General features: G+C 63.3%; 20 protein-coding genes and 1 tRNA gene. 7 read left to right on the forward strand and 14 right to left on the reverse strand.

Annotated elements, in window-relative coordinates:
• Window positions 1–32: 32 nt before the first annotated feature.
• Window positions 33–962 (reverse strand): GntR family transcriptional regulator, encoded by a 930-nt coding sequence (locus AC0L3A_RS20845; RefSeq protein ID WP_354164018.1) that lies wholly within the window; start codon window positions 960–962, stop codon window positions 33–35.
• 264 nt (window positions 963–1,226) lie between these two features.
• Between AC0L3A_RS20845 and AC0L3A_RS20850 the strand changes: the two genes are divergently transcribed.
• The 5 genes from AC0L3A_RS20850 to AC0L3A_RS20870 are packed head-to-tail and all read left to right on the forward strand — an operon-like array spanning window position 1,227 to window position 6,492.
• Window positions 1,227–2,156: an amidohydrolase family protein gene (locus tag AC0L3A_RS20850; protein ID WP_473255120.1), complete on the forward strand. Its 930-nt coding sequence runs from the start codon at window positions 1,227–1,229 to the stop codon at window positions 2,154–2,156.
• 12 nt (window positions 2,157–2,168) lie between these two features.
• The gene (locus AC0L3A_RS20855) at window positions 2,169–3,524 is read left to right on the forward strand and encodes a 2-hydroxycarboxylate transporter family protein (protein WP_473255107.1); all 1,356 of its coding nucleotides are present in this window, start codon (window positions 2,169–2,171) and stop codon (window positions 3,522–3,524) included.
• 24 nt (window positions 3,525–3,548) lie between these two features.
• Window positions 3,549–4,634, forward strand: coding sequence for an isocitrate/isopropylmalate dehydrogenase family protein (locus AC0L3A_RS20860; RefSeq protein WP_473255108.1), 1,086 nt, complete (start codon window positions 3,549–3,551; stop codon window positions 4,632–4,634).
• 26 nt (window positions 4,635–4,660) lie between these two features.
• Window positions 4,661–6,037: an NAD-dependent succinate-semialdehyde dehydrogenase gene (locus AC0L3A_RS20865; protein WP_473255109.1), complete on the forward strand. Its 1,377-nt coding sequence runs from the start codon at window positions 4,661–4,663 to the stop codon at window positions 6,035–6,037.
• 35 nt (window positions 6,038–6,072) lie between these two features.
• Entirely contained in the window at window positions 6,073–6,492 is a 420-nt protein-coding gene (locus tag AC0L3A_RS20870; protein WP_473255110.1) for a cupin domain-containing protein, read from the forward strand.
• Between the two features lie 546 nt (window positions 6,493–7,038).
• Here the strand turns inward: AC0L3A_RS20870 and AC0L3A_RS20875 are convergent.
• From AC0L3A_RS20875 to AC0L3A_RS20905, 7 genes are all read right to left on the reverse strand, one after another.
• Window positions 7,039–7,116, reverse strand: a tRNA-Pro gene (locus tag AC0L3A_RS20875).
• A gap of 110 nt (window positions 7,117–7,226) precedes the next feature.
• Window positions 7,227–7,805 (reverse strand): MerR family transcriptional regulator, encoded by a 579-nt coding sequence (locus AC0L3A_RS20880; protein WP_007603446.1) that lies wholly within the window; start codon window positions 7,803–7,805, stop codon window positions 7,227–7,229.
• Between the two features lie 27 nt (window positions 7,806–7,832).
• Window positions 7,833–8,174 (reverse strand): integration host factor subunit alpha, encoded by a 342-nt coding sequence (locus AC0L3A_RS20885; protein ID WP_018456841.1) that lies wholly within the window; start codon window positions 8,172–8,174, stop codon window positions 7,833–7,835.
• A gap of 133 nt (window positions 8,175–8,307) precedes the next feature.
• Entirely contained in the window at window positions 8,308–9,288 is a 981-nt protein-coding gene (locus AC0L3A_RS20890) for a beta-ketoacyl-ACP synthase III (protein ID WP_007603444.1), read from the reverse strand.
• Window positions 9,285–10,346 (reverse strand): phosphate acyltransferase PlsX, encoded by a 1,062-nt coding sequence (gene plsX / locus AC0L3A_RS20895; RefSeq protein WP_354164003.1) that lies wholly within the window; start codon window positions 10,344–10,346, stop codon window positions 9,285–9,287. Before plsX ends, AC0L3A_RS20890 begins: the two co-directional genes overlap by 4 nt.
• A 298-nt stretch (window positions 10,347–10,644) precedes the next feature.
• Window positions 10,645–11,208 (reverse strand): YceD family protein, encoded by a 564-nt coding sequence (locus tag AC0L3A_RS20900; protein WP_219685261.1) that lies wholly within the window; start codon window positions 11,206–11,208, stop codon window positions 10,645–10,647.
• A complete protein-coding gene (locus AC0L3A_RS20905) occupies window positions 11,205–11,756 on the reverse strand; it encodes a ubiquinol-cytochrome C chaperone family protein (RefSeq protein WP_007603440.1) in 552 nt (183 codons plus the stop codon). Before AC0L3A_RS20905 ends, AC0L3A_RS20900 begins: the two co-directional genes overlap by 4 nt.
• Window positions 11,757–11,854: 98 nt before the next feature.
• Between AC0L3A_RS20905 and AC0L3A_RS20910 the strand changes: the two genes are divergently transcribed.
• Window positions 11,855–12,340, forward strand: coding sequence for an outer membrane protein assembly factor BamE (locus AC0L3A_RS20910; protein WP_007603438.1), 486 nt, complete (start codon window positions 11,855–11,857; stop codon window positions 12,338–12,340).
• 86 nt (window positions 12,341–12,426) lie between these two features.
• Window positions 12,427–13,428 carry a Bug family tripartite tricarboxylate transporter substrate binding protein gene (locus AC0L3A_RS20915; RefSeq protein ID WP_219685262.1) on the forward strand — a complete coding sequence of 334 codons (1,002 nt, stop codon included), beginning with the start codon at window positions 12,427–12,429 and terminating at the stop codon, window positions 13,426–13,428.
• 79 nt (window positions 13,429–13,507) lie between these two features.
• On the opposite strand, the gene AC0L3A_RS20920 is transcribed toward AC0L3A_RS20915, so the two are convergent.
• The 6 genes from AC0L3A_RS20920 to thiL all read right to left on the reverse strand — a co-directional run bounded on the left by AC0L3A_RS20920 (window position 13,508) and on the right by thiL (window position 21,756).
• Complete coding sequence (locus AC0L3A_RS20920; protein ID WP_007603436.1) at window positions 13,508–13,780, reverse strand: acyl carrier protein; 273 nt, start codon at window positions 13,778–13,780, stop codon at window positions 13,508–13,510.
• Entirely contained in the window at window positions 13,777–15,255 is a 1,479-nt protein-coding gene (locus tag AC0L3A_RS20925; RefSeq protein ID WP_473255111.1) for a hypothetical protein, read from the reverse strand. Before AC0L3A_RS20925 ends, AC0L3A_RS20920 begins: the two co-directional genes overlap by 4 nt.
• Window positions 15,256–15,290: 35 nt before the next feature.
• Window positions 15,291–16,841, reverse strand: a complete 1,551-nt coding sequence (locus tag AC0L3A_RS20930; protein ID WP_473255112.1) for an amino acid adenylation domain-containing protein — start codon at window positions 16,839–16,841, stop codon at window positions 15,291–15,293.
• On the reverse strand, window positions 16,838–18,046 hold the full coding sequence (locus AC0L3A_RS20935; RefSeq protein ID WP_473255113.1) for a class I SAM-dependent methyltransferase: 1,209 nt from the start codon (window positions 18,044–18,046) through the stop codon (window positions 16,838–16,840). Before AC0L3A_RS20935 ends, AC0L3A_RS20930 begins: the two co-directional genes overlap by 4 nt.
• Window positions 18,047–18,401: 355 nt before the next feature.
• Window positions 18,402–20,522, reverse strand: a complete 2,121-nt coding sequence (locus AC0L3A_RS20940; RefSeq protein WP_219685265.1) for a sodium-translocating pyrophosphatase — start codon at window positions 20,520–20,522, stop codon at window positions 18,402–18,404.
• Window positions 20,523–20,757: 235 nt separating this feature from the next.
• The gene (gene thiL, locus AC0L3A_RS20945; RefSeq protein ID WP_473255114.1) at window positions 20,758–21,756 is read right to left on the reverse strand and encodes a thiamine-phosphate kinase; all 999 of its coding nucleotides are present in this window, start codon (window positions 21,754–21,756) and stop codon (window positions 20,758–20,760) included.
• Window positions 21,757–21,919: the final 163 nt, after the last annotated feature.

Here is a 21,919-nt window from a genome sequence, read left to right on the forward strand (position 1 = left end):
ATTCTGGCGCACTTTCACGTTAGGACAAAGAGTCAATCGTCAGCCGAGGATGTACGTTGAGTGTTCGTTCCGCTTCTCAGCACAATCTTCTCGACGCTCACCGAGGAGAGATGCCGTCTCATGAATTCGGACGCATCTTGGCGGCGTTGCTCGAGCAGAAGATCGATCAGCGCGATATGCTCGCGACAACGAACGGCGGCGTAGCGGCGGTCGAGAGACTGTCTGTATTCCATCAGCCGGCGGAGCCGGTCAACGCGCTTGAGACTGTCAATGAAAAACGAGTTCCGGCTGCAATCAATGATCGTCTCATGCAGCTTGCTGTTCATGTCGAACAGCGCCGGGCTGGACACAGACCATATCTCCCCGTCTACGAGCCGCTGCTGCTGGTCGCGACACGCCTCCAATGAGGCCCTGTCGAGCACAAACCCTGGCTCCAGAATGGCCGCCGGCTCGATGACCAATCTGAATCGATAGCTGTCCTTGTAGGCCTCAATCGAGGTGAGCATCGGAAGGAAGGTCCAGCCGTGTCCAGGCAACCGTTCGATCCAGCCCTCGCTGAGAATGCGGCGTAGCAAGCGGGCGAGTTCACCGCGCGTTAGCTCGTAGCGCCGTTGCAGCTCGTTCTCGGTAACACGTTCCGGCAGCAGACCTTCAAGGCGGTCCTGCGCCATGCGCAGATACAAATCCTCATCTCTCGGGACCGCACCAGCGTGGTCAGGCCAACGGGCCTTGCGAACATCGACGGTGATGAAGCCACCGCTTCCAGCAACACCGAGTACCCCCTGCGCGTGCAGAAGGCGAAGCGCCGAGCGGATCGGGGAGCGCGAGACGCGGAATTGCGCCGCAAGCTTGCGCTCGACAAGTCGAGTCCCAGCGGAAGGATTCTCGGCGCGCAGATGCTCCGCAATCTGCTTTGCGAGCTCGTTGATGAGCGGAGTCGGCTGCATCTCGGTCCATTCCATAGAGCGTCGGCGTTTCCTTAGCGAAAGCGGCAACGCGGAGCCAAGCACCACGAGGGCATTTAAACAGCAACGCTCGTTTCCGCACCGGAAACGCGAACTCGGATCTCGCCCGATTGGTATTTTGCTATTGCAAAGTACCACAAAACCGGGTACGAGCCGCCCATCCCTCGAAAGAAGGGGTCCAGGGAGGCGCTCATGATAGTGCAAGACGACCGGTTGCGGAGCCGGAGAGACCTGCTCGGCGAGGTCGCTGCGGCACTCGCGATGTCCACCGCGAGCTCGGCAATAACGACCCGGGCACGGGCCACCGGTGCATCTCCAAAGCTCCCGTTTCCACCGTCGGGCTCGACCGACTGCCACGTCCACCTTTTCGAGCCCGACCATTTTCCTTACGCGGAGCCGCGGGCCTACACGCCCCGAACAGCTTCCGTAGAGCAGCTTCAGAGCTTCAGACGAAATCTCGGAATTGACCGTGTGATTCTGGTGCAACCCAGCGTCTATGGCGATGACAATCGCTGCATGCTGAATGCACTGCGTGTGCTCGGCCATGACGTCGCCCGCGGCATCGCCGTTATCGATCCGGCTCGCACCACGGATCCCGATCTGCGCACCCTCAAACAAAGCGGCGTCGTTGGTGTGAGAGTGAACCTCAACGTCAAGGGTGAGGACCGCGCTACCGCCGCGATTGCTGCCGTTTCAAGCGCCATGTCCCGCGTTAAGGCCGTCGGGTTGGCTGTCCAAATTTATGTCGATCTGCCGTTGATGGAGTCCCTTTCCCACACCATTGCGGCCTCGCCCGTTCCGGTCATTCTCGATCATTTCGCCGGGGCCGAAGCGGCGCGTGGTCCCGAACAGCCGGAGTTCGCCGCGTTGCTGCGCTTACTCGACACCGGGAAAGTGTGGGTCAAGCTGTCCGCCGCCTATCGAGCCTCGCGGCGCGCTCCCGACTATGACGACGTCGCTCTCCTTGCACGCGCTCTGATCGCGGCAAATCCGGACCGCCTCCTATGGGCTTCGGACTGGCCGCACACTGGGGGTGGCGCGGAGCGACGCGAGCGCAAGTCGGGAGAGATCGAACCTTTCCGGCAAGTCGACGATGCCCACCTGCTCTCGCTACTGGCGTCATGGACCGACGAGGCGACCGTGCTGCGAAAAATTCTCGTCGACAATCCCACCCGCCTCTACGGCTTCTGAGGAGCGAGACGGATGGCTGACCAAGCGATGGCACTTGCAGGGGATGAAACGAAGCCGGATCGCGCACCCACGGCTTTCGGCCGGTTCTGGCGCTCCTGGATGGATACCGATATCGGCATCATCCCGGTGCCCGTCTACGTCCTCCTCGTCGGATTGCTCGTCACCTTCAACGCGACCGGCCACCTCGGTGGCGAGATCGCGATGGTGATCGGAATCATGGCCGCCTTTGCCTTCACCTTAGGTGGAATCGGAAACCGCCTTCCCCTCATTCGTCATATCGGCGGCGGCGCAGTGCTGGTGACCTTTGTCCCATCCTATCTTGCCTACAAGGGGTGGATTCCGGCTGCTGCGATCAAGGTCGTCGGCGACTTCTTCAGATCCACCAATGTGCTCAGCCTGTTCATTGCCGTCGTGATCGTCGGCAGCATCCTGAGCATGGATCGCACGATCTTGATCAAGGGCTTTGCGAAGATCTTCGTGCCCCTCGCCACGGGCAGCGCCGTCGCAGCAGCCGTCGGCACGGGCATCGGCAGCCTTCTTGGATTGGGAGCCTTCGACAGCTTCTTCTTCATCGTCGTCCCCATCATGGGCGGCGGCGTTGGCGAGGGGGCGATACCTCTTTCGATCGGGTATGCTGGGATCACCGGTACCGCCCAGGGCGAGGTCCTCGCGCGCGTGCTGCCGCCGATTTTGGTTGGCAATCTCACCGCGATCATTCTGGCGGGAGCGCTCAACCATCTCGGCAAGATGCGGCCCAGCTTGACGGGCGACGGACAACTGCAGCCGGTCCGTGATGCCGATCTTGCCGACCAAGTAGAGGCGACCAAGACCGACGGAAGCATGCAGAACCTCGCCGCTGCCGCGATGGTTGCCGTCACGCTGTATCTCTGCGGCGTGCTCGCCTTCCATTTGCTGCGGTTCCCCGCGCCGGTTGTGATGCTGTTCATGGCCGTTGTCCTGAAGCTTGCTCATGGGGTCACACCGCGCATCCAGGCCGGCTCCTATGCCGCCTACAAGCTCTGCCTAACTGCAGTCGCCTACCCCATGCTGTTCGCTTTCGGCGTGGTGCTGACTCCATGGGACAAGCTGGTCGCGGGCTTCGCGCCCGCCAATCTCATCACGATCGTGGCGACCGTCTCGTCGATGGTGCTCACGGGCTTTCTTACCTCGCGTTTGGTGAACCTCTACCCGATCGAAAGCGCGATCGTCACAGGAACCCATAGCGGCATGGGCGGCGCCGGCGATATCGCCATTCTGTCCGCCGGCAACCGCATGCGGCTGATGCCGTTCGCGCAGATCGCGACGCGCATCGGCGGCGGCATCACCGTCACCGTTGCGCTCCTCGCAATGGCCTATTTCAACCGCTAGCCCTCAAGTCAAGACAGGAAATTCATGAAGATCATCGTTCTCCCAGGCGACGGAATCGGACCCGAAATCACCGAAGCGACCCTGCGCGTGCTTGATGTCGCCGACCAGGCTCTTTCGCTCGGCCTTGAGTTCGAAACGCATCAGATCGGTCTCGTCGCGCTCAAGGAGCAGGGGACGACTTTGCCGGACCACGTGATGGCGAGGATACCGCAAGCCGATGGCGTCATTCTCGGCCCCGTGTCCCATTACGACTATCCGGCGCGTGACAAAGGCGGCATCAACCAGTCCGGCGAATTGCGAGTGAAGTTCGACTTGTATTCGAATATTCGTCCGTGCCGCTCGCGGAAAGGTCTCAGTGTCCTGCGCAAACCTATGGACCTGATCCTCGTCCGTGAGAACACAGAAGGCTTCTACTCCGATAGGAACATGTTCGCGGGCTCCGGCGAATTCATGCCCGATCCCGATATGGCGTTGTCGGTCCGGAAGATCACAGCCAAGGCCTCGGCGCGCGTCGCCCGAACGGCATTCGCGCTGGCACGCGGTCGCCGCAAGAAGGTAACTGCCGTGCACAAGGCCAATGTGGTCAAGATGTCGGACGGGCTGTTCCTCCGCGAAGTTCGTCGCGTTGCGACCGACTTCCCCGATGTCGAGCTCGAGGAGCTCATCGTCGATGCAACCGCGGCGCTCCTGATCCGGACACCGGATCGCTTCGACGTCATCGTCACCACCAACATGTTCGGCGACATCCTGTCCGATGAGGCGTCCGAACTGTCCGGCAGCCTGGGACTCGGAGGGTCGATCAATCTTGGCGACAGCATCTGCGTTGCCCAAGCCCAGCATGGCTCCGCTCCCGACATTGGGGGCCAAGGTATCGCCAATCCGACCTCGCTTATCCTGTCCGCGGCGATGCTGTTGCAGTGGCGGGGCCAACGTGACGGAAACGCGCGGATACTCTCAGCCGCGCAACTCATCGAACGAGCTGTCGATCAGGTTCTCGATAATCCAGCGACCCGCACCCGCGACGTCGGCGGTGGACTAGATACACGAGCGTTCACAGACGCGGTGATCGCAAGCCTGACCAATGTACTGGCGAACAACGCCGCAGCCTGATCCCTCAAGCATTTCCAGGACGTCGGATGCCTATCGTCTCACGCAATCCATATGACGGCACGGAGCTTGCCCGCTTTGCAGCCCACACCCCGCAACAGGTCGATGGAGCGTTGACCGCCGCTGCGACAGCGCAGCGCCGGTGGCGCAGGGTCCCTATCGAAGAACGCGTCGAAATCCTGCGCAGATCTGCTCGCGTGTTGCGAGCCGGCAAGGTGGGCTTCGCTGAACTGATCACGCACGAGATGGGGAAGCCCATCGTCGAGTCCGAGGCCGAGATCGAGAAGTGCGCGGTCACGTGCGAATACTATGCGGAACATGCGCCGCGCTTCCTGGCTGACGAACCGGTCGCCTCGAATGCCAGCGAGAGCGCCGTCGTCTTTGACCCGCTCGGCGTCGTGCTCGCGATCATGCCCTGGAACTACCCGTTTTGGCAGTTCTTCCGGTTCGCCGCGCCGGCTTTGGCGGCCGGAAACGGCGCCATTCTCAAGCACGCCAACAATGTGCCGCAATGCGCGCTTGCCATCGAGGACGTCATTCGGAAAGCTGGCGCGCCGGAAGGTTTGGTTCGCGCACTGCTGGTCGAGGCGACCGCGGTCGCAAGCCTCATCGCGGATAACCGAATTGCCGCGGTGACCCTCACCGGTTCGACGCAGGTCGGCTCCATCGTCGCAAGCCAAGCCGGCCAGGTGCTGAAAAAGCAGGTCCTCGAGCTCGGCGGCTCGGACCCGTTCATCGTGCTTGCCGATGCCGATGTCGAGACTGCCGCGACCGTCGGGGTAAAGGCTCGGTTCATCAATGTCGGCCAGAGCTGCGTCAACGCCAAGCGCTTTATCGTGGAAGAAGCCATCGCGGACAGGTTCGTGGCTGCTTTCGTCGACGGGGCGAAGAGGCTCAAGATCGGTGACCCGATGGCCCGCGACACCCAGATCGGGCCGATGGCACGGGCGAACTTGCGAGACGAATTGCATGGGCAGGTTGAGCGGACGCTCGCCGCCGGAGCCTTTCTCAAGCTCGGCGGTCGGCCCGTCGAAGGGCCTGGCTTTACCTATAAGCCGACAGTCATCGACCATGTCGGCACCGAGATGGTTGCCTTCTGCGAGGAGACCTTCGGCCCGGTTGCCGCAATCACTCGGGTCAAAGACGCGCAACAAGCGGTCGCAGTCGCGAACCAAACCGAATTCGGCCTCGGCGCCGCGTTGTGGTCCGGCGATCTCGAACGCGCCCGCAGGCTTGCTCGCAGCATCGACGCAGGTGCCGTCTTCATCAATGGCATGGTCGCGTCTAATGCCCGACTGCCTTTCGGCGGCATCAAGAAGTCAGGGTACGGCCGCGAACTCGGTGTCTACGGCATCAAAGAATTTACCAACATCAAGACTCTCTGGATCGGCCCCGCCAAGGCTTGAAGCAATCTCCCTCCTTTAAAGGACACATGATGACAATGACGTCTGCAAAGCCCGCCGTCCTGCGACCCTCTGAAATCCCCGCACGGCAGCGCGGCGGCGGCGCCAAGACGATCCCGCTCGTCACTCGCCGTACCGGCTCGAGTAGCTTCATTAACGGTATCACGATCTTCGAACCGGGCGCAGCGATCCCTATGCACAAGCACAACTGCGAGGAGAGCGTCCTGCTGCTCGAGGGAACCGCGGTCGCGGAGATCGACGGGGTCGAGTACCCTATCGAGGCTGGCGATGTTACGTTCATTCCGGCCAACATTCCGCACCGCTTCCGCAACGTCTCGCTGAGTGAGGGCATGAAGATCCTGTGGACCTACGCTTCGGTGGATGCGACACGTACTTTAATCGAGACGGGAGATGTCCGCTCCATCGACGACGAGCACAAGGCTGAGGTGGTGACCTGAATACACGAGAAGGCATCTGGAGATGCGCACGCGGACAAGTTCTGAATCGGATCAAAGCAGCCGCCCGAATGGCTCTTTGATCGGCCAACGGTTAGTCCCTTTCATTGCGCGGTAGAATTCAGAGTTGCGCCGGTCTACCGACGAAGCGAGGGGCTGTCTCTCACGGTGATCTGCCAAGGATGAACCTGCCAGATCTCGCCTGCAGGACCCTCGCCTCGCAGCCCGCTGGTCAGCCTGGCGGTCTCCTCTTGGCTGCTGAAAGCCCCGCAAGCTCCTCCCCGGTCTCGTCGGTCAGAGCCTTTCCGCCTAGATCCTTCCGACCGCAAGCCGGCACCATAACACTATGCACCTGTTTTGCCCGACGCGTCAAATCGCTTCGGAAAAACGGTATCGCGCCAATGACTTCGCTACTGTGCATGGGGTTGTTTTCGGCATTTTGGTTTGCCGGAGGCCGAAGCGGCCACGCGCTCCAGATCGGTGCACGCGCATCGCGGCGGGAGCAGGCTGCACGCCGCCGTCAATCCGCCCGACAGATGATTTGAAAAATGGTCGGAGCGAGAGGATTTGAACCTCCGACCCCTAGTCTCCCAGACTAGTGCGCTAACCGGGCTGCGCCACGCTCCGAACGTCGTTCCATTAGCTAGGATCGCCGGTTTGCGCAAGGCGAGGTGACACCATTTTGCTGCCCCTGCCGAAACGCACCGGAACTGCCCCAAAGCCGGGGAGATCCGGCCTCAGGCGTCCTTCAGTGCCTGATCCAGCATCTCGCGGCAGGCGATGAGCTCGGCGAGCACCCGTCCGAGGCGCTCGCGGTCGATGGCGCTGGGGCCGGCGGGCGCGGCGGGGGTGCCGCCCTTGCGGAAGGTGGTGAGGATTTCCTCGTCGTCCGTCTCGGAGAAGCGGAAGTCGATGCCCTCCTCCTCCTCGCCCTGGTAGTCGTCATCGTCGCTGTCGCGGGCGCCGCGGACGCCGGTCTCCTCCTCGGGCTCCATCAGGCTCGCGCCGACGGCGTCTTCGATGGCGCCGAACGAGACCGCGGCCGCACCGTCGGCTAGGCCCTGCACCGATTTGATGCCGTGTTCTTTCAGGATCCGCTGCACGCCGCGGATGGTGTAGCCCTCCCCGTAGAGCAGACGGCGGATGCCCTTGAGCAGATCGACGTCGTCAGGGCGGTAATAGCGGCGGCCGCCGCTGCGCTTCATCGGCTTGATCTGGGAGAAACGCGTCTCCCAGAACCGCAGCACGTGCTGCGGAATGTCGAGTTCCTGCGCTACTTCGCTGATGGTTCGGAACGCATCCGGCGCCTTGTCCAAATGCCAAATCCTTATCCGGAAGGCGGATTACGCCTCGGGTTGCGCCTTGCTGGCGTCGCCATTAGTGCGGTGCTGGGCGTTGATCCGCTGCTTCAGGATCGCCGACGGCTTGAACACCATGACGCGGCGCGGCGAGATCGGCACCTCGGTGCCGGTCTTGGGGTTGCGACCGATGCGCTGACCCTTCTTGCGGACCATGAAGGAGCCGAACGAGGACAGCTTCACCGTCTCGCCTTTCTCAAGGCAATCGGTGATCTCCTTCAGCACGAGTTCCACGAAGGCAGACGATTCCGTGCGCGACAGCCCTACCTTCTGGTAGACGGCTTCGCACAGATCGACACGCGTTACGGTTTTACTTTGATCGGTCATCGCCCTGCCCCACATCACGGCGAACAATTGTTGTCTGAAATTATGAGCTTACGATACAGCGGTCAACAGCGCTCATCAATGCAGGCGCATCGATAATCCGCGCTGATTCGGGCAAAATTTTACCGACTGTGGCTTACCAGCGCACCAGCGCGGAGCCCCAGGTGAAGCCGCCGCCCATGGCTTCGAGCAGAACCAGGTCGCCACGCTTGATACGGCCGTCCTTGCGCGCCACCGACAGCGCCAGCGGGATCGAAGCCGCCGAGGTGTTGCCGTGAAGGTCCACCGTCAGCACCACCTTCTCCGGCGCGATATGAAGCTTATGCGCGGACGCGTCGATGATTCGCTTGTTGGCCTGGTGCGGCACGAACCAGTCGATGCTGTCGGCATTGAGCCCGGTCGCCTCGAAGGCGTCGACGATCACGTCGGTGATCATGCCCACCGCGTGCTTGAAGACCTCGCGGCCCTCCATGCGCAGATGGCCGACAGTCTGGGTCGAGGACGGGCCGCCGTCGACGAACAGCTTGGCCTTGTGGCGACCGTCGGAGCGCAGATGCGTCGTCACGATCCCGCGGTCGGTGGCGGCATTGCCCGGCTGCTCCTGCGCCTCCAGCACTACCGCGCCGGCGCCGTCGCCGAACAGCACGCAGGTACCGCGATCGGTCCAGTCGAGGATGCGCGAGAAGGTTTCCGCTCCGATCACCAGCGCGCGCTTGAAGGCGCCCGTGCGCAGGAAATTATCGGCCGTGGCGAGCCCGAACACGAAGCCCGAGCACACCGCCTGAAGGTCGAAGGCGGCGCCATGGTTGATGCCGAGCCCGTGCTGCACGGCGACCGCGCTGGCGGGGAAAGTGTTGTCAGGGGTCGAAGTCGCGAGCACGATCAGGTCGATCGACTGCGCGTCCAAGCCGGCATCGGCGAGCGCGGCCTGCGCCGCCTTCAGCGCCAGATGCGAGGTGAACTCGCCCTCGGCCGCGATATGCCGCTCGCGAATGCCGGTGCGCTGCACGATCCACTCGTCGGACGTGTCGATGCGCGCCGCCAATTGGGCGTTGGTCACCACCTGCTCCGGCAAATAAGAGCCGCAGCCCAGCACGACCGAACGAATTTGAGTCACGAAACAGCCTCCTGCGCGGCCTGCACGGAATTGAGTGCACCACCTTCGCGGTTGAGCATCTGATTGATCTTGTTGAGGAGATCGAATTTGACCATCTCATAGCCAACATCAATCGCATAGGCAAAGCCTTCGGCGGCGATTCCGCCATGGCTCTTGACCACGATCCCGTTCAATCCCAGCAACACGCCGCCGTTGGATTTGTTCGGATCCATCTTGTTTCGCAGGGCCTGGAAGGCGTTCCGCGCAAAGAGATAGCCGAGCTTTGACAGCCAGCTGCGCTTCATCTCGTCCCGGAGCAATTCCGCCATCTGCCGCGCGGTTCCCTCCGCGGCCTTCAGCGCGATGTTGCCGCTGTAGCCCTCGGTGACGATGACGTCCGCCACCCCCTTGCCGATGCCGTCGCCCTCGACGAAGCCGAGATAGTCGAGCTCGGGCAGGTTCCTGGCGCGCAGGATTTCGCCGGCCTCGCGGATCTCCTCGTGCCCTTTGATCTCCTCCACCCCGATATTGAGCAGGCCGACCGTGGGACGCTTCTTGTTGAACAACACGCTGGCCATCGCTGCGCCCATGATGGCGAGCGACACCAGATGGTGGGTATCGCCGCCGATGCTGGCGCCGAGGTCGAGGACCACGGAATCGCCGCGCCTGGTCGGCCACATGCCGGCGATGGCCGGACGGTCGACGCCCGGCAGCGTGCGCAGGTGGAAGCGCGACATCGCCATCAAAGCGCCGGTGTTCCCGGCGGAGACCGCAACATCCGCCTCGCCCTTTTTCACCGCATCGATGGCAAGCCACATGGAGGAGGTCCGGCGGCCGCGCCGCAGCGCCTGGCTCGGCTTTTCCTCGCCGCTGACCGCGACATCGGTGTGAATGATCTTCGAGGCGGCCTTCAGGGCGGGGTGGCGGTCGAGCTCGGGCTCGATCTTGGCGCGGTCCCCGATCAGCAGGAATTCGATCTCGCGATGCCTATCAAGCGAGATGGCGGCGCCTGGGATGACCACGGCTGCGCCGGCGTCGCCCCCCATGGCGTCAAGCGCGATGCGAACCTTGCTTGGCATAAAAGTCCTGGAAACCTGGTCTGGTGCGGTCTTGAACGAGCGGGGCCGCAAATGGGTCCGCCACGAACATGGCGGTCGGTCAAGCGCCACGCCGCACCCGGACCGGGGCGCGACAATAGCGTTTTGTTATCCCGAAACAACCTCTTGCCCCCAGCCTTTTGCATCCGGGAGCATCGGGCTGCGGACGGACTAATTCACAAGAAACACATCAAAATCAAACAGATAATTCGACCTTTCAAACCACGATCGCAAACACCTCGCGCCCCGTAGCAAAGCGGTCCTCTGGGGGAGACGGCACCTATTGGTCTTTCTTCTTGTCCTGGAGTGCCTTCAGGACCGCAAAGGGATGGTCCTCCGGATCGGGGGCGATGATTTCGGGCTCAAACACCACCCCCGGTTTCCGCGGATAGGGATCGACCGCCAGAAACAGGGCGTCGGTGGCGAGCCGGCCGAGGTCGATGATGCCATTGACGATCGCCTCCGGGGGGTCGGCGACCTGCTCCTGATCGTCCTGCCCCTCCTCCATCAGGTCGGCCAGGCGGCGGACCTCGGCCTCGGGGGCAAATATCAGGTCCACCTCCTCGTCGATCTCGCTCTCCATCGGGTCAAGCGTGACCACACAGGTCTGGCCGATCCGAGCACGAACGTGGCCCGTAACCTGGATCCGGTTGCCGCTTTTCGGCACGACATCGAAGTCGGCCTGGACCGAGACAACCTCGCGCAAGCCTGCCGTCTCGGCCATGGCCTGCCGCTCGGCGGCCGAGGCCTCGAGCTTGCGATGCAGGCCGGTATCCGGGATCTGGGCAACGATGACGGGCACCCGCCAGGGATCGGGCCCGGATGCTGGTATCGGTCGGGTCATGGCGTGACATCCTCAGGAAGCGCTGGAGGAAACTTGAAGGACGCACCCAGCAGTGCGGCCTCGCCGGTCCGGCCGAGCTCGGCCTCGGCAGCCCTGGCATAGGCCGCGAGCCGCTGCGCCTGGTCCATGCCGGCCCCATTCAAGATATTCTTGCAGATCGCCGATGCCAGCGCCTCGCCGCCGCTTTCCATGGCCTGATCGTAGGCCTGGACCCGGCCGTAAAATGCCTCGCCGAAGGCCCGCATCCGCTTCGGCACGGTCTGGTCGCCTATCCCCATCTCGCGCAGATTGTCGTCCATGTCCTCGCAGAAGCGGTCGAACAGCGCCTGCGACAGCTCGGTGGCGCCCTGAACCGTGCGCAGACGGCGCAGCAGCAGCCAGAGGTGCAGCAGCAACAGATCGAAACGCCCGTTAACGCTATCCGGCACGCCCAAGTCTCGGTAAAATATGGGTTCTCGCGCCTGCGTCACGATCATGCCATAGATGGCTTCAATGGTGCCCGGCGAGGCTAGGCGGGGTTTCCTGAAGTGATTGAACGGCCAAAGCATTGTGGTTTCCGCAAGCGGGCGCGCGCGTGTTGCATTCAGAGCCCCCGCCCGGTACTTCAGCGCCTCGCGCGACGCAAGGGGACGGAATCAGTTCCGCTATGACGATAACGAACCAGACCAGCCTACGTGCAGACAAGCGGCGCGGCCTTCAAGCACGTTGGCGCGGCTTGCGCCTGTTCGCGGCCGCGGCCCTGGTGGGCGCTGCGCTTGCGGGCTGCACCGGCGAGCAGTTCCAGAAGGGTTACATCCTGCCGCCCAACGCGCTGGAGCAGATCCCGATCGGCGCGAGCCAGGATCAGGTGCTGATCGTGATGGGCACCCCCTCCACCGTCGCAACCCTCGACGGCGAGGTGTTCTATTACATCTCGCAGCGCTCCGAGCGCATGGTCGCCTTCATGAACCAGAAGGTGGTCGATCAGCGCGTCATCGCGGTCTATTTCGACAAGAACCGGCGCGTGCGCCGGCTTGCGAATTACGGCCTGCAGGACGGCAAGATCTTCGACTTCGTCAGCCGCACCACGCCGACGTCGGGCCAGGAGATGAGCTACCTTACGCCGATCTTCAAACTGCTCAGCTTTAACTGAGCCTTCAGCCTGCGGCCTCGTGCGGCTTGCCGTTGCGCGTCCGGTTCCATACGCTCCCCGCAAAACAAGACCCAGGGAGTGGATTCGTGCCCAATCAATTGCTGTCCCGCCGTCGCGTGCTCACCGGTGCTGCCGCCATCTCGGCCGCAGCAATCCTGCCGCGATCGAGCCTGGCGGACTGGAAGCCCACCGAAAACGTCCGCCTCGTCGTGCCGGCTGCCGCCGGCGGTTCGACCGACGTGATGGGTCGGCTTCTGGCGGCGCATCTGCAGACCGCCTGGGGCCAATCGGCCGTGGTGGAAAACCGCTCCGGCGGCGGCGGGACGATCGGCACGGCCGAGGTGGTCCGCGCCAAGCCGGACGGCCACACCATCCTGATCGGCAATCCCGGCCCGAACGCGATCGCCTACAGCATCTTCAAGAACCTCACTTACAAGCCGGACCAGCTCCAGCCGGTCTCCAACATGATCCGGATCCCGAACATCGTCTCGGCGCATCCCAAGACCGGCATCAAGTCGATCGCCGAGCTGGTCGCCTATCTCAAGGCCAATCCGGACAAGCTCAGCTACGCCTCCTCCGGCGTCGGCCAGAGCCCTCATCTCACCGGCGCCTGGTTCCTGCAGCTCACCGGCCTGAAGATGACGCACATCCCGTTCCGCGGCGCCGGTCCCGCGCTCCAGGCGGCGCTCGCCGGCGACATCCAGATCCTGTTCGACAATCTCTATCCGAGCCTGCCGCAGGTGCAGAACGGCACCCTCACCGGCCTCTGCGTCACCACGACCGAGCGCAGCGACCTGGCGCCGAACCTGCCGACCATGCGCGAGAGCGCGCCGGAGCTTGCGGCCTTCGACGTCTCGTCGTGGTTCTCGGTGTTCCTGCCGAAAGGTGTGCAGCCTGCCGTTGTCGAAGCGCTCAACCTTCAAGTAAAGGCGATGCTCGAGCGCGACGACATCAAGAAGAACATCGTCGCCATGGGCGCCCGCGCCGACTACGGCACGCCCGACCAGTTTGCCGCCTTCGTGGACGCCGAGACGAAGAAGTTCGCCGGCATCATCCAGAAGGAAGGGCTGCAGATGGACGTGCAGTAGCCTTCGCATCCGCGGACGCGGCCCAACATGCATCGCCGGGCCGCGCTTTCGGGTTGAGCGCGTGGCGACACATCGGTTGCTATGCAAGCTCGGCCGACGGCTGTCCCACCAAAGCAGCAATCGCCGAAATCGAGTCCAGGCGCGTCAAATCGAAGCCGATGTCGGAGAAGTTGATCCCGTGGTCGGTCTCAATGCTCATGATCAGCTCGACCGCGTCGAGCGAATCGAGGCGGCCGCTGGTGAACAGCAGATCGTCGTCACCTAGCGGCGCGCTGTCGCCCTTCATCAGCAGCCGCTGCACGATGTAGCGTCGCATCTGCGATCTGACTTCAGGGCCGGCTTTCGTGGTCATGTCGAGACTCCCAGGAGATAGAACAGGAATTCGGCGCGTTGCCCGAGCGAATGCTCGCGGTCGAGCGGCGCATCGAAGACGTGAATGAGACAAAAGAAGCTCGACACCCACAGGCAAGGCAGCAAGTGGCCACGCACCCATCCTCGCGGCGCGAGCCGTGGGGCGCGGCGCATCTGCGAGAGCCCGACGCTGACGGCCAGGACAAACGTGTAGAACGCGTGCGATTGCTGACCGACCACGGCCCGCCAAAGGCCCATTTCGCCGACGAAATGAATATCGCGAATGAAGTGAAACAGCAGGTTGCCGACACAGGCCGCGGCAAAGGTGGCGAAGAACATGCGAAGCCGGCGATGGCCGCGGAGGCAGCGAACAAAGGTGGGGTAGAAGAAATGATCGACGAGCAGTTCCTTGTAGTAGAAGTAGTAGCGGTTCCAGAATTCCGCGAGCGTCGTTGACTCCAGAGGCCGGTAGGTGTTGCGCAGCAGGCGAAAGCCGGCAAGCCGCGCCGTGGCGATGATGACGCCGCCGAACACGGTCATGCTCAGCAGGTCCTCGACGAAGAAGCTGACGAGGCTCGCCCATCCGACGAAACGCGACCAGGGATGGCCCGTGAGATATTGCGGCAGGTTGTCGTCGAACATTGGAAGCTGCAAACGCCCGTGGACGAGCTCGACGAGACAGATCCTGATGATGGCGAGCACAAGGATCCAGACCGCAAGCTTGACGCCCTTGAGCTGCGTCACCGCAAGCTCCTCGGGTGTCTTGGCCTCGAAGCGGTCGAGATACGACAGCCCCTTCCCGAACGGCGTCAGCGACGATCCCCAGAAGGGGTGGAAAACGCTCAGATGCCGCCACACGGGAGATCGCTTCCTGCCCGCATCGGCCAGACCATAGGCAAGAAACCACAAATAGGGCTGGAACGTCATCAGAAATGACCACAGCAGAACGCGCGGCAGGCCGGCCATCATCGTGGCCTGTGTCAGCGCGACGAGTGCCAGGAACGCCAGCAACAGGCTGAGCGTCGGGCGGCGGAAGACCACCGTCCCTGCGCCCTGCATGATCAGCAACCCCGCGAACAGCGCAAACACGACGGCCACCATGACCGCTTCCAGCAGCGGCTGATGGAGCCGGTCGCCAACGCCTTCGTCGATCGCCAGCCGTTCGAGAAAACCTCGGTCGATCAGGAAGCCGCTGCGATAGAGCAGCAGCAAGGTTGCGAGCAGGATCAGGACGCGCCGGTACCGGCCGGCATAGGCGCACACCAGCGCGAATCCCGCCGCTGAAAAATCGATACCTATCTGCCGAAACAAAACCACGAGCAGTCCGACCGCGCAGCAGAGCAGCACGCGGCCACCGATGTCCTGGACCCCCGCCACGAGCCTTGGGTCCCGATCGATCTTGGGGATCAACCGCCACGACGGCTTCCCATGAGGACCCGACGGCGCGTAGCCGTAGGACTGGCTTTCAACACTCATCGGACAACGCGCGCGATCACGACGAGCTGTTGCATCTAAGAGGCCCTTGCAACAGCTTCGCCAAGCAGTGACACCACGGAGCGCCGGTCCGCCTTGCCATTGGCGTTGATGGGAATGTCTTCCATCCAGATGAATCGGCCCGGCACCATGTAGGCGGGAAGGTGCGCCGCGCAGTGCTGGCGCAGATCGCTTTCCGCCATTCTTGCACCCGAATACGCGGCCAGCAGCCGACTGGCACCACTGGCGTCGCGCTGCACCACGGCAAGCGCACGGGTTATTCCCCTGCACGCCATCAGCGCGTGGTCGATCTCCTCCAGCTCGACCCGATACCCCCGAAGCTTGACCTGATTATCCGCGCGACCGCGGAAGCGCAGGACGCCGGTTTCAACGTCGGCCTCCACGAGGTCGCCGCTCCGATAGAGGATCGACCGATAGCCGTCGATTAGAGGGTCCTGACAGAAACGGCGGGCCGTCTCTTGCGGGTTGTTGATGTAGCCGAGCCCTACCCCAGGGCCTCCCAGCCACAACTCGCCGGCGGTGCCCCCGGGCACCGGCTTCATCTCTTCGTCCAGAATCCGGTAGCTGAAATTGGGATTGAGCCGTCCCAGAGGAGCCAGCCCGTCCGTGGTCTCGAAAACGGATTCGACGATCTCGAAACCACTGCAAATACAGCTCGTCTCGGTCGGCCCGTAGCAATTGATCAGCTTCGCCTTGCCGGCAAACGCGTCGTGGAACCGACGAAGCCGGGCCAGCGGAAACCCCTCACCGCCGAACATGAACCGGCTGATGCTCGGCAGCCAATCCGGGCTCAGAAGGTGCATGGAGTCCAGGAACATGAAGAGGGTCGGCACGGCGAAGAAGAACGTGCACTGATGCTTGGTGATCTCCGACACCAGCTCTGCGGGGGGCCGCCCCTTCAGCGCGTCCAGCGCGACAACCGCCGCTCCGTTCAGCAAGCCGGCATAGATGTCGAAGACCGAATTGTCGAAATAGATCGGGTTGACATTCGTCAGCCGGTCACCGGGTCCAATTCCAAGATCGTTCTTCGCCCAGGCGACCAGGTGAAGCACCCCTTGATGGGGGATGACCGCGCCCTTCGGTTCGCCCGTCGATCCCGAGGTGAACATGACATAGGCCGGATCGGCCCCGGTGATCAAGGACGTCAGCGGCAGATTGTCGTCTTCAAGCTGCGACAGGGCATGATGCAAGGCAGCCCGGGCACTTGCATCGCCGATCAATGTCCGCGGTCCAGCACCCTCGCGCACGCTGACGATCAGCGCGGGCCGGCATCGCTCCAGCATCAGCCGGGTACGTTCCTCGGGGGCCGCGGGATCGAGGAACGCATAGGGTGCTCCGATCTTGATGCAGGCGATCGCGAGCGCATAGGCCTCGGCGATTTTCGGCAATTCAAGGCACACCACGGCGCCCTTGTTGACGCCCCGCGATGTCAACCAGCGCGCCAACCGGTTTGCCAACTGGTTGAGCTCCGAAAAGGCAAAGCTATCGCCTTCGCAGTACAGGGCGACGACGTCCGGCGAGGACGCAACGACCTCTTCGAAATGCAGAGCCAGATTATGGGCGGTCATACCGACGCCTCGATCATTTCATTGTCGCCGGGATCGCCCGGCGCGTTCGACGAGGCCTGCACGATCTCGGCAAAATCTCGCTGGTTGAGCGCGATCACGGCCGCGGGCAATCTCGCCTCCGGAAACTGGGCCTGCAACACGCCCCCGAGCTCCATGCCGAGATGCTGAAGGAACGCGGCGGCCATCGGATCGGTCGCCAGCGGCCTGCCCTCACTTGCTCCCTGGTTCATGTCGGGCACGAGGCTGCTGTTCTCGCTGCCAGCTGAAGCAGCTTCGCGATCGACACGCAGCACCACGTCATAGCGATAGCGGGTCAGCTCGTAGCTTGATCCGCGCTTGAGCAGGATTTCCGCACCCGATATCCGCGAGATGGATCCGGAAATGCCCTGAAAATAGCGGGGATGGATCACCAACTCGCGCTCCTGGGCGATCGACAGGAAGATCTTTCGCGCGAGTGCGGCATCGATGGCACTCGAAACTTTCGCGGATTGAACTTCGCGATGGAACACCGGCAGGAGCTCGAGGTTACGAACGTCGCCGACGAAGATGCGCCCCCCAGGAGCCACCAGGCCCGCGGCTTGCTCCAAGACTGCGTGCAGGTATTCGATGCCGGGAAAGTATTGCACGACCGAGTTGAGCACCACTGCATCGAACGAATTCAGCGACAAGCCGCTCAAATCGGTGGCTTCCCGCTCGAGAAATTCGACATGCCGAAGCTCGGGCTTCGACTGTGCGAACGCACGCAGCCGCTGAACCGCTACCGGCGAGAGGTCGGTGCCGCAATATACGTCACAGCCGGGCGCGAGCTTTTCGACGAGCAAGCCGACGCCGCATCCGATCTCCAATACCCGCCTTGCACCAAGAGCACGAATCTGCAGGACCGTATGATCCAGCCAATCGATCATGTCGGGTTCGGGAATGGGCCTGTTGGTGAAGTTGCTGGTCCAACCGACGAATGACGGCACAACACCATCGGCATCATGGCGATACGCTTGATCGAAAGCGCGACGCCATTGCGCAACTCTGCGATCTGTCTCGGCCTGAAGACGCTTCGCCTTGCCGGCGCTCAGATAATCGGGGTCAATTGCGATGAAAGCGACCTCGGACTGGCCGCCGTGGCCAGGCTCGGCGCTGAAGAATGCATCCGCCACGCCCGGATGCGCCATCAATGCCCGTTCAATCTCGTTCACAGGCCGTGCAGGCAATGGAAACCTCCCTCGTGCGGGCGGCAAGCAGCGAACCCCTGAACATACCGAGAGCGCGCCTCGCGCGCGGAGCATCCCCACGCGTGCTGCGGAACTCGCTAAAATGCCGCCGACAATCTCTCGTATTTCTAGAGCTCGGCCGGTTAAGCAACCTTAAATGCGTCGCACGCATAGGATGCACATTTTCGGGCGGCTTACGCTCTCGGCATCGATGGATGGCCCTGATGACCGGATTGTTGCAGTCCACGTCCCGCCGGGCGGGTTCCATGTTCGGATGATGCGGCGGCCCCGGCATGCACGCAAAGAAAGACCCCGCAGGCCTGCGCCGCGGGGTCTTTGTTCAGCAATGTCTACCTCAGTGCGCCAGGATCGCCAGCAGCAGCAAGGCAACGATGTTCGTGATCTTGATCATCGGGTTCACCGCCGGGCCGGCCGTGTCCTTGTAGGGATCGCCGACGGTGTCGCCGGTCACGGCCGCCTTGTGGGCGTCACTGCCCTTGCCGCCGAAATGACCGTCCTCGATGTACTTCTTGGCGTTGTCCCAGGCGCCGCCGCCCGAGGTCATGGAGATCGCGACGAACAGGCCCGTCACGATCACGCCGAGCAGCATCGCGCCCACGGCCGAGAACGCCGCCGACTTGCCGGCCGCCCCGCCCCCCGCGATCGCATAGATCACGAAGTAGACGAAGATCGGTGACAGCACCGGAAGCAGCGAGGGGATGATCATTTCCTTGATCGCCGCCTTGGTCAAAAGGTCGACCGCCTTGCCGTAATCCGGCTTGTCGGTGCCTTGCATAATGCCCGGCTTCTCGCGGAATTGTCGGCGGACCTCCTCGACGATCGCGCTCGCCGCGCGGCCCACGGCGGTCATGCCCATCGCGCCGAACAGATACGGCAAGAGCCCGCCGAACAACAGGCCCACCACGACGTAGGGGTTGTTGAGCGAGAAGTCCGGTTTGACGCCGGCGAAGTAGGCGTGGTGCGCGGAGTCCGCAATGAAGAACTTGAGATCCTCGTTGTAGGCCGCGAACAGCACCAGGGCGCCGAGACCGGCGGAGCCGATCGCGTAGCCCTTGGTCACCGCCTTGGTGGTGTTGCCGACCGCGTCGAGCGCGTCGGTCGATTTGCGAACCTCCTTCGGCAGGCCTGCCATCTCGGCAATGCCGCCGGCGTTGTCGGTGACCGGACCGAACGCGTCGAGCGCGACGACCATGCCGGCGAGCGCCAGCATCGTGGCGGTCGCGATCGCGATGCCGAACAGGCCGGCGAGGCTGTGGGTGACCAGGATGCCGGCGATGATCACGAGCGCGGGTAGCGCGGTCGATTCCATCGAGATGGCGAGGCCCTGGATCACGTTGGTGCCGTGGCCGGTCACGGAGGCCTGGGCGATCGACTTCACCGGACGATAGTCGGTGCCGGTGTAGTATTCGGTGATCCAGATGATCAGCGCGGTGACGGCGAGGCCGACCACGCCGCACTCGAACAGCGCCATGCCGGTATAGTCGACGCCGGCGAGCTTGCCGAAGCCGATCAGGTAATAGATCACGCCGGCAATGCCGACCAGCGACAGGACGCCGGTTGCGATCAGGCCCTTGTAAAGCGCGCCCATGATCGACTGGCTCGGCCCGAGCTTCACGAAGAAGGTGCCGATGATCGAGGTGATGATGCAGATGCCGCCGATGGCGAGCGGCAGCGTCATCATGTCGGCGAGGATCGGCGTCTTGGCGAAGAAGATCGCCGCCAGGACCATGGTGGCGACCGCGGTCACCGCATAGGTTTCGAACAGGTCGGCGGCCATGCCAGCGCAGTCGCCGACATTGTCGCCGACGTTGTCGGCGATGGTGGCCGGGTTGCGCGGATCGTCCTCGGGAATGCCGGCCTCGACCTTTCCGACGAGGTCGCCGCCGACGTCCGCACCCTTGGTGAAGATGCCGCCGCCGAGACGGGCAAAGATCGAGATCAGCGAGGCGCCGAAGCCGAGCGCCACCATGGCGTCGATGACGACGCGGCTGTCAGGCGCAAGCTTCAGCGAATGGACCAGGAAGCCGAAATAGAGGGTCACGCCGAGCAGCGCGAGACCCGCCACCAGCATGCCGGTGATGGCGCCCGCCTTGAAGGCAAGCTCGAGACCACCCGCGAGCGACGTCGTCGCCGCCTGGGCGGTGCGCACATTGGCGCGGACCGAGACGTTCATGCCGATGAACCCGGCCGCCCCCGACAGGATCGCGCCGATGGCAAAACCGATCGCGACATAGAGCCCCAGGAAATAGGCAAGCAGCACGAAGATGACGATGCCGACCATACCGATCGTGGTGTATTGACGCCGCAGGTAGGCCTGTGCGCCTTCGCGCACCGCTGCCGCGATTTCCTGCATGCGCGGAGACCCCGCATCCGCGCTCAACACTGAAGACGTCGCCCAGATCGCGTAGACGACGGAAAGCACTCCGCAGAGCACAATCAACCATAATGCTGTCATGTGATTTTTTGCCTCAGATCCTTGATGAACGTACCCCCGGCGCCTTTTGTTTTTCCGTCGTGCGGTGCGGCGCCTTGATTTGAAAAAGGCCGCCCCTTGCCCGAAGGCGCGGCCTTAGTCGGTCACGACCTTGCCAAAATCAAATTGAGGGTGCAACGCCAGATAAGGCCGAAAAGCCGATCTCGGCAGGTATTTAGCCGGTCTTGGCAGCCCGGACGCCGGTTTGGAGCATTTCCTAGAAGTGGCTGTAGGACAGTCGCTTCAAGACCAGCTCCTGGCCCTGCCCGTCCAGGAAGCGCGGCCGCTCATGGCCCGCGACGATCGTGCCGATCGCCGTGACGGCAAGGCCTGCCGCCCGCCCCAAGGCAATCAGTGCGTCACCTTGCGCCGGCGGAACGGTGCACAGCACCTCGTAATCGTCACCCCCGGCCAGCAGCGTCTCGACGCCAACGACCTTGCCCGCGATCAGGCCGGCGGCTGCTGCCGAGAGCGGCACGCTGGTCACGTCGATCGTGGCCGAGACGCCTGACGCCGCACAGAGCTTGGTCAGATCTCCGGCCAGCCCGTCGGAGACATCCATCGCAGCCGTCGCATGCTCACGCACGCCTTGCGCGAGAGCATTGCGGGGCTGCGGCACGCGATAGCGCGAGATCAGAGTCTCGCGCGCGTGCGAATCGGAGGCCAGCGCATTCGCCACCGCGCCGCCCTTGAGCACATCGAGGCCAAGCGCGGCGTCGCCGATCGTTCCCGTCACCAGAATACGGTCGCCCGGTTGGGCGCCGGTGCGGCCGACCATCCGCCCCTGCGGCACGCGGCCAAAGGCGGTGATCGAGATCATCTGCGGCCCCGGCGTCGACACCGTGTCGCCGCCGAGCAGCGGACAGGCGAAGGTTTTCGCATCCTCGCCGAGCGCGTCCGCGAACGGCCTGAGCCAGGCGTCTTCCTTGCTGCGCAGCGCCAGTGTCAGCACGAAGCCGGCCGGCACGGCCCCCTTGGCAGCGAGATCGGACAGGTTCACCCGCAGCGCCTTGCGCGCGATGGTATCGGGCGGATCGGTGGCAAGATAATGCACGCCCTCCACCACCGCGTCGGTGGTGACGACGATATCGCTGCCGAGCGCCTGCAGGATGGCGGCATCGTCCACCAGCCCCAACGCGCCGGGATCAGTCGCCAGCGGCTTGAAATAGCGCGCGATGAGGGAGTCTTCGGCGGAGGGATTGTGCGGGCTGGTCATTAGCGTCCGCCACATACATCGCTGTCATCGCCCGGCTTGACCGGGCGATCCAGTACGCCGAGCCGCCTCTGCTCAAGCACCACCGCCGCGGCGTACTGGAGCACCCGCCTTCGCGGGTGATGACAGCGGAATATGGGGCAGCCACATCGCATCAATTCACCGC

This window comes from Bradyrhizobium sp. MI1.3 (assembly GCF_055811695.1).